At 38.1% G+C, this 15,308-nt stretch carries 16 protein-coding genes, 1 tRNA gene and 1 other annotated feature (1 of these 18 cut by a window edge); of the genes, 7 read left to right on the top strand and 10 right to left on the bottom strand.

The window, feature by feature from the left end; all coding sequences use genetic code 11:
• Nucleotides 1-170: a binding site (T-box leader), on the bottom strand; it reaches 73 nt to the left of the window's first position.
• A gap of 117 nt (nt 171-287) precedes the next feature.
• From BQ5341_RS07130 to BQ5341_RS07120, 3 genes are read right to left on the bottom strand one after another with little or no spacing between them, the layout of a single operon-like run.
• Nucleotides 288-599, bottom strand: a complete 312-nt coding sequence (locus BQ5341_RS07130; protein ID WP_071131325.1) for a glycine cleavage system H family protein — start codon at nt 597-599, stop codon at nt 288-290.
• The gene (locus BQ5341_RS07125) at nt 596-952 is read right to left on the bottom strand and encodes a Spx/MgsR family RNA polymerase-binding regulatory protein (RefSeq protein WP_071131909.1); all 357 of its coding nucleotides are present in this window, start codon (nt 950-952) and stop codon (nt 596-598) included. Before BQ5341_RS07125 ends, BQ5341_RS07130 begins: the two co-directional genes overlap by 4 nt.
• A complete protein-coding gene (locus BQ5341_RS07120) occupies nt 952-2,136 on the bottom strand; it encodes an FtsW/RodA/SpoVE family cell cycle protein (protein ID WP_071131324.1) in 1,185 nt (394 codons plus the stop codon). Before BQ5341_RS07120 ends, BQ5341_RS07125 begins: the two co-directional genes overlap by 1 nt.
• 145 nt (nt 2,137-2,281) lie before the next feature.
• Here BQ5341_RS07120 and BQ5341_RS07115 point away from each other — a divergent pair.
• From BQ5341_RS07115 to BQ5341_RS07105, 3 genes are all read left to right on the top strand, one after another.
• Nucleotides 2,282-2,354, top strand: a tRNA-Thr gene (locus BQ5341_RS07115).
• A gap of 259 nt (nt 2,355-2,613) precedes the next feature.
• The gene (locus BQ5341_RS07110; protein WP_071131323.1) at nt 2,614-2,853 is read left to right on the top strand and encodes a hypothetical protein; all 240 of its coding nucleotides are present in this window, start codon (nt 2,614-2,616) and stop codon (nt 2,851-2,853) included.
• 910 nt (nt 2,854-3,763) lie between these two features.
• Nucleotides 3,764-5,050, top strand: a complete 1,287-nt coding sequence (locus BQ5341_RS07105; RefSeq protein ID WP_071131322.1) for an ISL3 family transposase — start codon at nt 3,764-3,766, stop codon at nt 5,048-5,050.
• 118 nt (nt 5,051-5,168) lie between these two features.
• Here the strand turns inward: BQ5341_RS07105 and upp are convergent, their stop codons facing one another.
• From upp to BQ5341_RS07075, 6 genes are all read right to left on the bottom strand, one after another.
• Nucleotides 5,169-5,798 (bottom strand): uracil phosphoribosyltransferase, encoded by a 630-nt coding sequence (gene upp, locus BQ5341_RS07100; RefSeq protein WP_071131321.1) that lies wholly within the window; start codon nt 5,796-5,798, stop codon nt 5,169-5,171.
• 112 nt (nt 5,799-5,910) lie between these two features.
• Nucleotides 5,911-7,158, bottom strand: a complete 1,248-nt coding sequence (gene glyA / locus BQ5341_RS07095) for a serine hydroxymethyltransferase (protein ID WP_071131320.1) — start codon at nt 7,156-7,158, stop codon at nt 5,911-5,913.
• Between the two features lie 56 nt (nt 7,159-7,214).
• Nucleotides 7,215-8,240 (bottom strand): L-threonylcarbamoyladenylate synthase, encoded by a 1,026-nt coding sequence (locus BQ5341_RS07090; protein WP_071131319.1) that lies wholly within the window; start codon nt 8,238-8,240, stop codon nt 7,215-7,217.
• 42 nt (nt 8,241-8,282) lie between these two features.
• Entirely contained in the window at nt 8,283-9,116 is an 834-nt protein-coding gene (gene prmC / locus BQ5341_RS07085) for a peptide chain release factor N(5)-glutamine methyltransferase (protein ID WP_071131318.1), read from the bottom strand.
• Nucleotides 9,106-10,185: a peptide chain release factor 1 gene (gene prfA / locus BQ5341_RS07080; RefSeq protein WP_071131317.1), complete on the bottom strand. Its 1,080-nt coding sequence runs from the start codon at nt 10,183-10,185 to the stop codon at nt 9,106-9,108. The genes prmC and prfA overlap by 11 nt, the downstream gene beginning before the upstream one ends.
• Before the next feature lie 54 nt (nt 10,186-10,239).
• Nucleotides 10,240-10,824 (bottom strand): thymidine kinase, encoded by a 585-nt coding sequence (locus tag BQ5341_RS07075; protein WP_071131316.1) that lies wholly within the window; start codon nt 10,822-10,824, stop codon nt 10,240-10,242.
• A gap of 189 nt (nt 10,825-11,013) precedes the next feature.
• Here BQ5341_RS07075 and BQ5341_RS07070 point away from each other — a divergent pair, with 189 nt between their 5' ends.
• Both BQ5341_RS07070 and BQ5341_RS07065 read left to right on the top strand, forming a co-directional pair.
• On the top strand, nt 11,014-11,568 hold the full coding sequence (locus BQ5341_RS07070; RefSeq protein WP_071131315.1) for a sigma-70 family RNA polymerase sigma factor: 555 nt from the start codon (nt 11,014-11,016) through the stop codon (nt 11,566-11,568).
• Nucleotides 11,561-12,301: a hypothetical protein gene (locus BQ5341_RS07065; RefSeq protein WP_071131314.1), complete on the top strand. Its 741-nt coding sequence runs from the start codon at nt 11,561-11,563 to the stop codon at nt 12,299-12,301. The genes BQ5341_RS07070 and BQ5341_RS07065 overlap by 8 nt, the downstream gene beginning before the upstream one ends.
• 70 nt (nt 12,302-12,371) lie before the next feature.
• On the opposite strand, the gene wrbA is transcribed toward BQ5341_RS07065, so the two are convergent.
• Nucleotides 12,372-12,977: an NAD(P)H:quinone oxidoreductase type IV gene (gene wrbA / locus BQ5341_RS07060; protein WP_205408743.1), complete on the bottom strand. Its 606-nt coding sequence runs from the start codon at nt 12,975-12,977 to the stop codon at nt 12,372-12,374.
• Nucleotides 12,978-13,224: 247 nt separating this feature from the next.
• On the opposite strand from wrbA, the gene BQ5341_RS07055 reads away from it, so the two are divergent.
• Both BQ5341_RS07055 and BQ5341_RS07050 read left to right on the top strand, forming a co-directional pair.
• Nucleotides 13,225-14,565, top strand: coding sequence for a Mur ligase family protein (locus BQ5341_RS07055; RefSeq protein WP_071131312.1), 1,341 nt, complete (start codon nt 13,225-13,227; stop codon nt 14,563-14,565).
• 1 nt (nt 14,566) lies between these two features.
• A complete protein-coding gene (locus tag BQ5341_RS07050) occupies nt 14,567-15,280 on the top strand; it encodes a type 1 glutamine amidotransferase (protein ID WP_071131311.1) in 714 nt (237 codons plus the stop codon).
• The last annotated feature ends 28 nt before the right edge of the window (nt 15,281-15,308 follow it).

The raw sequence follows: 15,308 nt of genomic DNA, 5'->3' as shown, positions 1-15,308 counted from the left end.
TTGTTGCCGCATACTGTGACGCATTATCGGGCGTTACCGGAATAAGCTGAATACACTTGCCTACTCTGCTCCAAGACCATCTTCAGTTTCTTTTCCCTTATCCCTTTTCACCAAACGGGACTCTCTTTACAAAGTTTCCGGAAACTTACTCTTCTTTTCAAAGCTTTTTTTTATTTAATTTAAGAACTGAATGAATCATACCAACTCTTTTAAATTCTGTCAACACTTTTTAAAAAAATTTTTTGAAAATTATTTTCACAGCTGGCCGATCTTCATTTCTTTATAAATTATTGGGCGGCTGGAATCATTTCTACAAGCCAGGCACTGAACGCTTCAGGATTATCTAACAGCTCAGGTTGATCGCTAGCTTCTTGGTGAACAGCGGTAATTGTGCCGGCAATCGGTGCGACAAATTCATTGACTGCTTTTTCAGCTTCCACTTCGACCAATGAATCCCCTTTTTTAAATTCCGCGCCAATTTTTGGCAAATTTACAAAAGTGACTTTCCCTAAATCTTCTTGGGCTTGCGCGGTTAAACCAATCCGCACTTTGTTATCGAGCGTTTGGATAAATAATAAACCATCAGCAGTTGTTTTCATTTTTTTAACTCCTCATATTTTTCTTCAACAAAACCATTGGCAAAAAAATGCCCGTCTAAAATCAAAAGTGGTCGCCGCACTAAATAACCGTCACTAGCTAAAAGTTCAGCTGCTTGCTGAATCGAGAAATCTTCCACTTGTGTTTTTAAATTTTTTTTTCGATATAAAGCTCCTGACGTGTTGAAAAATCGCCGAGTTGGTAATTTGCTTTCGGTTAAATATTGTTGGAAATTTTCAGCACTTGGAGTTTGTGTCATCAAATCTTTTAATTCATAAGAAATATTATTTTCATCTAACCAAGCTTTCGCCTTTTGACAAGTGGAACATTTTTCATACCAAAAAAATGTCAGCATCAATGAAGCACCCCCGTATCTTTTTCTGCTTGAAATCGCATCGACAGCAAGAGCCCGACGCCAATTAAATTACTTAATAAAGCCGATCCCCCTTGAGAAATAAAAGGAAGTGGAATCCCAGTTAACGGCAAGAGGCCAATATTTGCGCCGATGTTTTCAAAGACGTGAAATAAAATCATCATAATGATTCCCGTTGAAATGTAGGCGTAAAATTCATTATTCGTAGCAAAACAAACGAGCACCATCCGATAAATCAAATAAAAATAAAGCAAAATCACGACTGTTCCGCCGACAAAACCAAAGTTTTCGCCAATGACCGAAAAAATCATATCACTTTCTCGAACTGGCACGTAAACTTCACTGACATTAAATCCTTTACCAAAAATCCCGCCAGATCCAATCGCCATCAGCGCTTGAGCCGGTTGGTAACTTTTCCCGGTCGTATCATGAAATGGATCAAGCCAAGAGTCAATCCGATCAAACTGATACGAATGGAATCCAACTTTGTAAAGCAATTCCCGCCCAGAATCTGTCGTTACTAAATAAATTGTCCCAGCGGCAACGACTACGACAAAAACAATTAATGGCAATTCGATTTTCCAAGTAATTCCCGACATTAAAAAGACGCCGGCAAAAATCGCCAAGAAAACTAACATCGTCCCGAAATCTTTTTGCATTAAAACAAGTCCAATGACTGGCGCAGAAACTAAAATCATTTTTCCTAACAATAAAAAATCGCTCCGCACACTGCGGGGCTTGTGATGTAAATTGTGGCGCGTCACTACAAAGGCCATCATCAAAATATAAGCAATTTTCATTAACTCAGCTGGTTGAAAAGATAACGGTCCAAGGACAAACCAGTTCTTTGAACCTGTTAATGCGGCTAAGTTTGGATCGTAAAATTGTAATAAAGCGACCATAAGTCCTAAACCAAGAGCATAAAAAATCGGCGTCAAGCGCCATAAAATTTTGCTGGAAAATTGCATTAAAATGATAATCGCCACGCCACCAAGAATGTACCATAATCCTTGCTTTAGCACATCGCCCATAATATCTGGCTGCCGCACATCTTGAGCGAGCGCCACATATAATGACAATAGCCCAATAACCGCCAGCATAAAAACTGGCAAAATGATTCCATAATCAATTCGATTGTCTAAATTATTTTTTTTCGTTGTGTCCATATTGACCCCTTTTCCGTAAAAAGTCTTACCCTATTATAGAGCCCTAGGACGAAAATGGAAAGTCCCCTTAGAGAAATTTAACCTTAAATTTTTTTCTGCTAGGTCTTTACAAAATTTCTAGTCTTCGCTATAATAAAAAAGTTGAGCCAGCTTAGCTCAGTCGGTAGAGCATCGCACTCGTAACGCGGGGGTCACAGGTTCGAATCCTGCAGCTGGCATAAAAGATAAAATAAAATAATTTTTTTTAAATAGAAACCTTGCTAAATCAACATTTAGTGAGGTTCTTTTTTTGTATAAAATATTAAAAAGTAAATTAACATGAACAAATTACGGACAAAAAAGTTTTTTTCACAAAGTAAAACAAGTTTTTTTATCATTTATATTTACTCAATCTAAAACACTCGTTTTTTTTATGACCTCTTCCTTACAAGTTTGACTAATCTATGTTATAATGACTAAGAAAGGGTGGTTTTTTAGATGGTAGGATTTAATAACAGTTACAATCATCGCCCGGAACCTTCTGATTTCGGCGAGAATTTTGTCAAAGATGCCAAAGTATCATTCGTCATTAATGGCCGTCACCTCACAGGCACTGTAACCAAGCAATTGACCAATTCCGCCGTCGTGGAAATTGATCAAAAGCCCGAAAATGAAAAGTTTGTCTTCCAAACAAATGGCGTTGTCGTCATTAACTACAAAAAACTAGAACGCGTTTAAAATCAAGGTTATAAAAAAAGCGAGTAGCGATGTAGAAAAATAGGAAAATGGTGTATGAGGCAACGCCTCAGAAAACATTTTTTCTTTTTTCATAGGAGCTGCTTTTTTTATACCGTCAATCAAGGTTATAAAAAAAGCGAGTAGCGATGTAGCAAATTAGGAAAATTGAGGATGAATCATAAATTCACCGGAAATTTTATCTATTTGCCTAATCGCTGCTTTTTTATACCGTCAATCAAGGCTATAAAAAAAGCGAGTAGCTCCGTAGAAAAATAGGAAAATGGTGTATGAGGCAACGCCTCAGAAAACATTTTTTCTTTTTTCATAGGAGTTGCTTTTTTTATACCGTCAATCAAGGTTATAAAAAAAGCGAGTAGCGATGTAGCAAATTAGGGAAATTGAGGATGAATCATTAATTCACCGGAAATTTTATCTATTTGCCTAGTCGCTGCTTTTTTTATACCGTTAAATCAAGGTTATAAAAAAAACGAACAGCGATGTTGCAAATTTTATCAGATGATTATATTGGATAAACTTTTAAAGTTTGGGGAGTGTTAGGATGCTTCATTTTTTTGTTGTTTTTTAACAAAAATTAATCCAAATTAAATCAAGATGGAATATTTTAAGTTTTTCAAAGCTCTAAACTAAGGATGACTCATTGATTATACCTTAACAATTATTTTATGCACCTATAGTTTACTGCTCTTGACTTGGTACTTTAAAAATAATCTTTTCCATAACAAAACGAATCTTTGATAATCACTTGACCAAATAAAAAAGGCTCTATAATTTATTGGACTGATAGAATAAAAATTCTGTCGGTCCCTATTTGTATAAAAAAACAAGAAAACATACAAATTTTCCGTTAGAATAGAATCACCATCATCACATTCTGGGGAGGAAAATTTGTATGTTCGAATTCAATGATATCAAAAAATTGCTTAGAATAAAAGACTCAAATATTGAAATTCATAGTGTTGAGGAAGAAAGGGACAAAAAAGGTGGGCATCTCGTCGTCTATGCTTCCTTAACGAATCAAGTTTCACGCTGTCCTGAGTGTGGTCAGGCAGATGAAAAAACGATTGTTAAAAATGGCGGAAAACAGTCTCGAATCCTTTTAAATTCTGCGGGCAACCAGAGGACTTATCTCAATCTCAAGAAACAAAGATATCTCTGCCGCAACTGCCATAGTTATTTTACCGCCAAAACGTACCTAGTGGATCGCTTTTGCTTTATTGCTAAACAAGTATTTTACAAGGCATTTGAGGAGCTCACTGAAAAAAATACGGCTAAAAATATTGCCAAACATTGTTTCGTTTCTAGTTCTACTTTACAAAAATCAATCGACTTATTAGGTCAGGAAATCAACATTAAAAAGAATTGGTTGCCCAAATGTTTACTATTTGATGAATTTCGTTCTTTAACCACTGACAAAGGAAAATTTGCTTTTTCTTGTATGGATGGTGATACGGGCAAACTGTTTGATATTCTTCCTAGCCGCAGAAAGAATGACCTTGTGGACTATTTTATGAGCTTCGATCGCCAGGCCCGGCACAGTGTTCGTTACGTGGTGTCGGATATGAATGCCCCGTATCTAAAAGTTGTTAAAATTTGTTTCCCTAACGCTAAGCTTATCATTGACCGATTTCATATTGTCCAGCACATGAACCGTTGCTTTGATAACCTGCGGGTCAGAGTAATGAAAAGCCTCAATCAAAACGATCCCTCACAGGCCAAACAATACCGGCAATTAAAAAAGCTCAATCGTCTTCTTTTAATGAGTCACGATAAATTAGATTTTCAAACATTTAAAAAAAGAGCGAATTTTAGTTGGAGCTACTTAACACAAACCGAAATCGTGGACCGACTTTTAACCATTTCTGAGGATCTTTCCCTGGGCTACAACTACTACCAAGATTTGATTTACGCCTTCAATCATAAGGATGGCGGCGAATTTTATCGTCTTTTAAATGAGATGCCTGAAGAAATTCCCGCCGAACTCCAAATATTAAAACGTACTTTCCGTAAACACGAAGCAGGCATTCGCCTGTCTTTAGAAAAATCCTATTCCAATGCAAAACTAGAAAATATCCACACCCATATAAAAGTCCTCAAAAGAGTCGCTTACGGGTATCGAAATTTCTCCAACATGCGCGCTCGAATCTTCTTAACCAACAACCTTATTTCTATTAAATAAAAAAACAGCCAAAGCAGAAAATAAATTCTGCCTTAACTGTTTTAAATAATCCTATCAGTCCGATTTGACATTGAGCCATAAAAAAGCGAAATCATAACGATTTCGCTTTTTCTTTTTTTTATTTTGTTCCGAACAAACGGTCACCGGCATCGCCTAGACCTGGAACGATATAGCCATCTTCATTTAATTTTTCATCTAAAGCAGCCACATAAATATCAACATCTGGGTGCGCTTCTTGTAAAGCTTTGACGCCTTCTGGAGCAGCGACAAGGCAAACAAATTTCATATTGGACGCGCCACGTTCTTTCAACGCATCGATGGCCATAATTGCTGATCCACCGGTAGCCAGCATTGGATCGACAACAAACAATTGACGAGTAGCAATATCACTAGGTAACTTAACAAAATATTCTACTGGTTTCAATGTTTCGTGATCGCGGTACATCCCGATGTGTCCGACTTTGGCCGCTGGAATTAATTCCAAAATCCCGTCAACCATGCCCAGACCTGCTCTTAAAATTGGCACAATAGCAACTTTTTTCCCACTTAAGGTTTTCTGAACGGATTTACCGATTGGCGTTTCGATCTCAACGTCTTCTAGCGGCATATCGCGCGACACTTCAAAAGCCATTAACATGGCGATTTCATCCACGACCTCACGAAATACTTTGGTCCCACAATTTTTATCCCGAATAATTGTTAACTTGTGTTGAATTAACGGATGATCAATCACTTGAAATTTTCCCATTGTGTCAGCTCCTTTTTTTTATCCTTTTCATTCTAGTGTATAAAACTAAAAATAGCTAGTCTAAACTACAAAAAAGTGAGAAAAAATTTTAAAATTTTCCCTCACTTTTTCTTTATTTATATGGTAATGGAAATTTAGCCGTCAGTTCTCCGGCATCCGTTTGCACTTGTTGCAAAATTTCTTCATTTTGCGGATGACTTAAAGCTTTAACAATCATTTTTGCCACTTCAATGGATTCCTCTTCTTTAAAGCCACGAGTGGTAATCGCCGGTGTTCCCACCCGAATGCCAGAAGTGACTGTCGGTTTTTGAGATTCAAAAGGAATACTATTTTTATTGACCGTAATCCCCACAGAATCCAGCAAAAGTTCCGCTTCTTTTCCAGTCAAACCAAAACCTGTCACATCTAGTAAAATTAAATGATTGTCCACATCGCCGGAAATCACGCGGATTTCTGGTGTTTGATTGAAAACTTTAGCCATAGCTTTGGCGTTATCAATAATTTGTTGGGCGTATTCGATAAATTCTGGTTGCAACGCTTCTTTAAAAGCCACTGCTTTAGCTGCAATCACGTGTTCCAAGGGGCCGCCTTGTGTGCCGGGGAAAATGGCTGAATTAATTTTTTTAGCCAAAGTTTCATCGTTAGTTAAAATTAATCCGCCTCGTGGACCCCGCAATGTTTTATGGGTCGTTGACGTCACCACGTCGGCGTAAGGCATTGGATTTGGATGAAGGCCCGCTGCTACTAGTCCTGCGATGTGAGCCATGTCCACCATCAAATAAGCGCCAACTTCATCAGCGATTTCCCGGAATTTTTTGAAATCAATCGTTCGACCGTAAGCTGAGGCGCCGGCAACGATTAATTTTGGTTGAAATTTCCGCGCTTGAATTCGGACAACATTATAATCAATCACTTCTGTTACCGGATCCACGCCATAACTTTCAAAATGATACATTTGACCAGAAAAATTCACCGGAGAGCCATGTGTTAAATGACCGCCGGCAACAAGATCCATGCCTAAAATAACATCTCCTGGTTGCACTAGCGCTTTATAAGCAGCAGCATTGGCTTGAGAGCCAGAATGTGGTTGGACATTGGCAAATTTAGCGCCGAATAATTGTTTGGCCCGGTCAATAGCTAAATTTTCAACAATATCAATATATTCACAGCCCCCGTAATAACGATGTCCAGGATAACCTTCTGCGTATTTGTTCGTTAAAATACTTCCTTGAGCGGCTAAAACTTGAGGCGAAACAAAATTTTCAGAAGCAATTAATTCAATATTTCTTTGTTGGCGACCCAATTCTTTTTCAATTGTTCCAAAAATTTCTGGATCAAAGTCTTTTACTTGTTCAAACATCGACACCACTCCTTACGTTTATTACAAATAGTGTAGCATAGGAAAAGATATTTATGTTAGGAATTATTCCTTTGACACCAAACATTGCCGCTAGCTTTTTTCAAACGATTCATATAAGCCGCCCCTGCCCCTTCGCCTGAAAGTGTCGCCGCCAAAATGACTTCGCAACTTTCATCAAGCGCTCTGAGGCCCGCAAAAAGAAAATGATTAAAACTTGCTGGATGATCTTCTCCTAAAGAAAATGAATCCGTGAATTTTTCTGAAACTAATTTTTGCAAAATATGATCTGGTGCTAAAAGGCCAATTTTTTTTCCTGGAAAATCAAGCAGTGCTCGTTGCCAAACTTCAACGTGGGCATTTACTGGCATCATTACTACCTCAGCATTTGGAGAATAATGTTTATATTTCATCCCGGGTGCTTTGGGTGTTTCGCTTTTGCCAACTAAATGTTGATCTAAAGAAACATCAACACCTAGTGCGTCACTTAACTGTTCGGCGGTAATCGATCCTGGCCGCAAAATTAAAGGCGCGCTACTTAAATCTAAAACGGTTGATTCCACTCCAAAAGTTGTTGGACCATCGTCTAAAATGCCGGCAATTTTTCCTTTTAAGTCATGATAAACATGCTCTGCACTCGTGGGCGATGGTTTCCCTGAAGTATTGGCAGAAGGACCGACTAAGGCGCGGTTGCTTTTTTTAATTAGCTCAAGGGTTAAGGCGTTATCTGGCATCCGAAAGGCACAAGTTTTTAAGCCACCGGTGACTAATGGAGATAAAGCATCGGGTAAAATTGGTAAAATCATCGTTAAAGGTCCTGGCCAAAATTTTTCAGCAAGTTTTTTAAAATTAGCTGGCAGTTTGCCGACATATTTTTCAATTTGGGAAAGACTGGCCACTGTGACAATTAACGGATTGTCGCTAGGCCGACCTTTTGCGGCAAAAACTTTAGCGACGGCTTGTTCATTTTCACAATCAGCACCAAGTCCATAAACTGTTTCGGTGGGAAACGCTACTAGCTCGCCTGCTTGAATGAAAGAGACGGCTTGGTCTAAATCATTTTTAGTTAAGATTTTTGTTTCCATCGTTTCTCTTCTTTCTTTTCTTTCTTTTATTGAATCTTTCAATTATTCAATGACTACCATCCGATCGCGACCGGCCATATCTTTAAAAGTTTGCACTTTTTTTTCGGGAAATGATTGGCGAAAGATTTTTTCCACGGCGTCTTTTTGGGCAAAACCAATTTCTAGAAAAATTTTCCCGCCTGGATTTAATTTTCTTGGCGCTTCTTTCGCAATTTTTTCGTAAATGGCTAGGCCATCATTTTCAGCAAAAAGAGCGGTGTGCGGTTCGTATTTTAAAACGGAAGCATCCATTAAATGCTCTTCACTTCTAGCAATATAAGGCGGATTGGAAACTAAAATATCGAACCTCTCTGAAATATCGCTTAAGACATCGCTTTTGATAAAATTCACATCACAACCGAGATCTAGCGCGTTGTGCCTAGCCACTTGCAAAGCGGCCGTGGAAATATCGGAAGCTTCTACTTGCCAATCTTGGCGATTTTTTTTCAGACTAATCGCAATCGCCCCACTGCCTGTGCCAATATCTAAAACTTTTAGCGCCGTCTTTGGTGTTTTTGCCAAAACAAGCTCGACTAATTCTTCAGTTTCCACACGAGGAATTAAGGTATTTTCATTGACAGAAAAACGCAAGCCGAAAAATTCGGTGAAACCTAAAATGTATTGGACAGGCTGATCGGCCAGTAATAAATCAAGATCATCTTCCAATAGTTCTTCCACATCTTCAGGAATTTCTTCATTCATTTTCATTAGCCAAATAGTTTTACTCCAACCTAATTGTTGCAACAATAAAAATAAAATTTGGTCGGGATCTTTGCTTCGACTTTGTAAAAACAAAGAAGCTCGTTTGTGAGCTTCAAAGTAAGTTTTAATAGCCATTCTCTTGCAACTCTTCTAGTTTTTTTGTTTGATCATACATAATTAACGCATCAATAATTTCATCAAGTTTTCCGTTAAGAATTTGATCTAATTTTTGAATCGTTAAACCAATCCGATGATCCGTCACGCGATTTTGCGGAAAATTATACGTCCGAATACGTTCGGAGCGATCGCCAGTTCCCACAGCTGATTTACGATTGGCATCATATTCACTTTGCGCGGCGTGAGCATAATGATCATACACTCTTGCCCGCAAAATTTTCATCGCTTTTTCGCGGTTTTTAATTTGTGAACGTTCATCTTGCATCGCCACAGCAATTCCTGTAGGTAAATGGGTCAAACGAACAGCAGAGGCGGTTTTGTTGACGTGCTGTCCACCCGCTCCAGAAGCGTGATAAATATCTACCCGAATATCTTTTTCTGGCATATCGAGTTCCACTTCTTCAGCTTCTGGCATAATAACGACTGTCGAAGTTGAGGTGTGAATCCGTCCTTGAGATTCGGTAGAAGGCACCCGTTGCACCCGGTGTGCGCCTGATTCGTATTTTAATTTTGAGAAAACATTTTCACCAGAAATCATGGCGACAACTTCTTTATAACCACCGATTCCCGTGACATTGGCTTCCATAATTTCAAAGCGCCAGCCTTGTGCTTCGGAATATCTTTGATACATGGTTAATAAATCCCCAGCAAATAAGGCCGCTTCATCGCCACCTGCTGCGCCGCGAATTTCTAAAATAATATTTTTATCATCGTTAGGATCTTTTGGTAGTAAAAGAATTTTCACGCGTTCTTCTAGCGCTTCTTTTTCTTTTTTCAAAGTAGACAGTTCTTCTTTGGCCATTTCAGCCATTTCACCGTCTAGATTTTCGCTTAATAATTCTTCTGTTTCAGAAATTTCTTTTTCGACTTCTTTGTAGCGGCGATAAACAGCCACCGTTTCTCGCAAACCGGCTTCTTCTTTTGATAATTGTAAAAAACGCTTTGTGTCAGAAATCACCTCAGGGTCAGAGAGCAATTCTCCTAACTCTTCATAGCGATCGGCCAAAGACTGTAATTGATCGTACATATATCCTCCTTGTGAACTCTTAGTTGTTTCAATAGTTGTTGTTTTAGTTAGTAGTTATTTCGGCAAATTTTCAATGAGCGGGTGGGAATAATGATAGCGACACACCGGATAAAAACTTTCATTGCCGCCAATTTGAATTTGATCGCCGGTATACGTTGGCTTGCCGTCGACAAAATGTAAATTCATCGTGGCTTTTTTATGACAGAACCAACAAATGGTTTTCAGTTCTTCAATTTTGTCGGCGTATAAAAATAAATATTTACTGCCGGAAAATAATTCATTGCGGAAATCATTTTTCAAACCAAAAGCCATTACTGGAATTTGTAGTTCGTCGACAATTTTGGCTAGATCTAAGACATGTTGTTTTTCTAAAAATTGGGCTTCGTCAATTAAAACACAAGCCGGCCGCGGAGAAATAGCATCAACAATTTCAAAAATAGTTGTCTCTGAAAAAATCGGAATCGCCTCGCGTTTTAAACCAATCCGACTTGCCACATAACCCACACCCGCGCGGTTATCTAGACCGGAAGTGAAAATCACTACCGATTTATTTTGTTCTTCATAATTGTGGGCCACTTTTAAAATCTCGATGGTTTTTCCCGAGTTCATAGCGCCGTATTTAAAAAATAATTGAGCCACCCAAATTCCTCCTTGCTTATCGGAAATATTATACAGAAAAAAGCGGAAAATAGCTAGATTTTCACCGAAATCTAAAGATAAATTAAATCTGGTATACTTGAAGATAAATGATAGAAAAACCGATTGTCCCACGTATAAGGCAGTGTAGAACAAAAATAATGACCAAAAAAAATATCGAAAGGAGAAAAAATGTCTGAAACCTCATCGACTGTTGATCAACAAATCATAGACTTATTAAATCAGCGAGATTTTGTTGGTTTAGAGCTTTTGATTAAAACCTATAAACAAGCAATTCATCAAGAAATCTTACAACATTTGCCATCTTTTTTGCATAGTCAACTGCCAGATTTAGAAAATGAAGTTTATTTTAAAATTTGGGAAAAAAGTCAGCTGTACGACCCACAAAAATCACTTCTTAAAACGTGGTTAACCGCAGTGGCTAAGCATACTACCTTGGATTTTTTGCGGCAAGAAAAAAATCACAAAAAAGAAATTTCTTTAGAAAAATGGCAAGAAGATTTCGCTATCCAAGATCCCGCATTAGCACAAGAATTTTTCATGGCTCACTTGCAAAGTTTGAAATCTTTAGATCAAACCATTTTTCTACGCTATTACTTTTATGAAGAAACTGCCGAAGAAATTGGCGCTGATTTAAAGTTGAGTCCGGCAAAAATTTATAATCATCTCTCCCGTGGCCGCAAAAAATTGGCGCGAGTATTAGGAAAGGAGCAATTCCATGCTTAATCAACATAACGCTTTTAAATCCGTAATTCAAGCCGGCACTTTACCGTCTGATACGAAAAAGAAATTTAAACAAACGCAAATGTATATTTTAGTTGAAGAGTTAAAAAAAATTTGGAAAGATCAATTAGGTCCAGATGAACCGATTTTGGCGATGGTGCCCATGACTAATGAAGAAAACTCGGCTATTTTTACGACTGGCATCATGGGTATGAGTTACGCGAGAACTGAAAAAGCGCGGCAATATGTCAATACTTTTTATGATTTGAGAAGCAATCGTCTACTGCTATTCACTCCCAAAAAAATAATCTTTTTTGTTGTCTTGGATTTTTTAGAGGAAGGTCAATATTATACTTACCCTTATGAATTGATTGAAAGTATTCACCTGGAAGCTTACAAGATTGGCATTTTTGGTCCTAATAATAATAAAAATGTTATTGAAATGGCTAAAAAAGGGGCCACGAATTTTTATATGCTAGATTTTGAAAGTCAAGATCATTACTTTACAGAAATGTTTAACCAAAAAGATGCTTTAACTTTGCTGAAAGTCTTTAAAGAAGTCCCCGCTTTAAAAAATAAAGTAAATAAATACGCCGGTGTCTTTCGCAAACGGCGTTGGGATTATTTCTTCGGCAATCCTTTATTCAGCTTAAAACTTGCTGGTTGGGCTAATATCGGTTGGTTTGTGTTACTCGGTCTTTTCCTGTTGGCTTTACTGTTAGCCTTCTTCCACTAAGGACCTCTTCGTTCTTTCTTGCCATAAAACAAAAAAATTGCCGAATTTTTTTCGGCAATTTTTTTTATTTTTATTCTCCAGCTAAAATAGTCGTAATGGATAAAAGTCGTTTGACTTGGGCATTAATCGCGCCGTCTACTTCGTCTTCTGCGACCATTTTTCCTTCTGGGGTAATTGTCGCTGACGTGCCATAAGGGTTTCCACCGGAGCCGTAACTTTTTTCATCAACATAGCCAGGCGGCACAATTAAACAGCCCCAATGTTGGGCTACTGTATAAATACTTTGAATCACTTCTTCTTGTCCACCGTGGGCATTTTGCGCCGAAGAAAAAGCAGTGATTGCTTTATTGGCCAGTTTCCCAGCAAACCACAAGCCCCCTTGCATATCCATAAATTGTTTCATTTGGGCTGCCATCACACCAAAGCGGGATGGAGAAGAAAAGACGAAAGCATCCGCCCAAATCAAATCATCACTTTTGGCTATTGGAATATCTTTAGTGGCCTCCACATTTTTTCGCCATAATGGATTGGCATCAATCGCAACATCTGGTGCCAGTTCAGGAATTTGCCGCAAGCGTACTTCAGCGCCAAAATCTTCGGCGGCTTTTTGGGCAAAGTGAGCCATCTTTGTGCCATTACCTGTCGAACTATAATACGCAATTAAAAGTTTAACCATTGCAATCTCCCTTTCTCATTCCAATCTCATTCCTACTTTAAGCGTAACAAGCCTTGGCAGTTCTGACAAATCATTTGCTAGAGTCTGCTTGTAAAGTGCTTCACGGCTTCACTTTAATCATGACTTTTTAATCAATGCTTTTCCCAAATTTTTCTTAAAATATTTCTCTGAACGCAACACTGCTTAATTTTTAAAAAAAATTATGTTACACTTGGATTGATTTTAGCTTGAAATTTGGAGGAATCTCATGAATTTGAAAAGTTTAACCGCCATTGTTGCCGGCAAAACTGCCCAATGGTTTTTACATACCTTTTTAAAAGGCGGATCAAGCTATCCGGGAAAACTTGCTTTAAAAATCCAACCGAATATTCTTGATACTTTAGCCCGCGATTATGAAGTTGTTGTTATCACTGGTACCAATGGAAAAACTTTAACGACGGCTTTAACTGTTAATATTTTAAAACAACAATACGATAATGTCCTCACTAATCCCACTGGAGCCAACATGGTTCAAGGGATTGTTTCAACTTTTTTATCGGCGAAAAAAAATAAAGGCAAAAAATTTGCCGTTTTAGAAATTGATGAAGCTTCCCTTTCTAAAATTACCGAATATATTAAGCCACAACTTTTCGTTTTCACGAATATTTTTCGTGATCAAATGGACCGCTACGGCGAAATTTATACCACTTATCAAATGATTGTTGATGGCGCAAAAAAAGCCCCCGAGGCGAAAATTTTAGCCAATGGCGACTCACCGATTTTTAATTCACTAGAAACAGTCAACGAGCGAATTTATTATGGATTCAATCATCAAAAACCACTTGAGCAGATGCCTCATTATAATACTGATGGCATTTTGTGCCCGCAATGTCACCATCTTTTGCATTATAAAATGATTACTTATGCAAATTTAGGCGATTATTATTGTCCTCATTGTGGTTTCTCTCGCCCGCAATTAAATTATCAACTCACCAATATTTCTAAAATGGATAATCTTTCTTCTGATTTTACAATTGACAATCACGATTATCACCTACAAGTTGGTGGTTTGTATAATGTTTATAATGCGTTAGCTGCAGCAAGTGTGGGAGAATATTATAGCGTCACTCCTGAAAAAATCGCTCAGGGTCTTGCTTACGATGAAAAAATATTTGGCCGCCAAGAAGTGATTCAGATTGGGGACAAAGTTTGCACGCTTATTTTAGTAAAAAATCCGGTGGGCTTAAATCAAGTCATCGATCTGATTGCTTTAACGCCGCCACCCTTTTCTCTCGTTAGTTTTTTAAATTCCAATCCAGCTGATGGGATTGATGTTTCTTGGATTTGGGATGGCGAGCATGAAAAATTAGCTCAACTAAATATTCCTAAATTTATTGCCGGTGGCGATCGCCATAAAGATATGGCGCTGCGTTTAAAAGTCGCTGGTGTCCCTAAAGAAGATTTGGCAGAAGTCAGTGATTTTAAAACGGCCATTGAAAAAATTCAACAACTACCCACAAAAAATGTTTATATTTTAGCGACCTATACGGCTGTGCTGCAATTTAGAAAAGAGCTCGCTAAAGCCGGCATCATTAAAGGAGGGATGTAAGATGGAAAATCTTGAACTTAGAGTTGGCCACCTTTACGGAAACTTGCTGAATACGTACGGCGATAATGGTAATATGTTACTTTTGAAATATTACACAGAAAAAATGAACGTGGCCTTTCATTCTTCGGTCATTTCGATTCATGAAGCATTTCATCCTGAAGATTTCGATTTGATTTTCTTTGGCGGCGGTCAAGATTTTGAACAGCTGATTGTCTCAGAAGATATTCAAACAAAAAAAGAAGCCCTCACTGAATTTATCGAAGACGATGGTGTGATGCTGGCAGTTTGTGGCGGTTATCAATTGTTGGGTCATTATTATTTAGGGGCCCATGGCGAAAAAATTCCCGGCATCTCAGCGTTAGATCACTACACTTTAAGCCAAGATCACAATCGTTTTATTGGTGATACGGAAATTTACAATCAAGAATTCAATGAAACATATTATGGTTTTGAAAATCACAACGGTCGGACTTTTCTAGGTGAAGGTGAAAAACCTTTAGGCAAAGTGGTGATGGGAAAAGGAAATAACGGAGAAGATGGTTCAGAAGGCGTTGTTTATAAAAATGTTTTCGGTACTTATTTTCACGGGCCAATTCTAGCGCGGAACCCGGTTTTGGCGTTACGTTTAATTAAAACGGCGCTCCAAAAAAAATATCCCGGCATCACCTTACCAAGTAATGAAGTTTTACTTAGCGATTCATCAACCAATAGATAAAAAACAACCGACCAAAAAAATTGGTCGG

This window comes from Enterococcus timonensis (assembly GCF_900104595.1).
GTDB lineage: Bacteria > Bacillota > Bacilli > Lactobacillales > Enterococcaceae > Enterococcus_J > Enterococcus_J timonensis.
The sequence above is the reverse complement of the archived record's forward strand: the minus strand, read 5'-3'. Positions and strand labels throughout refer to the sequence as shown.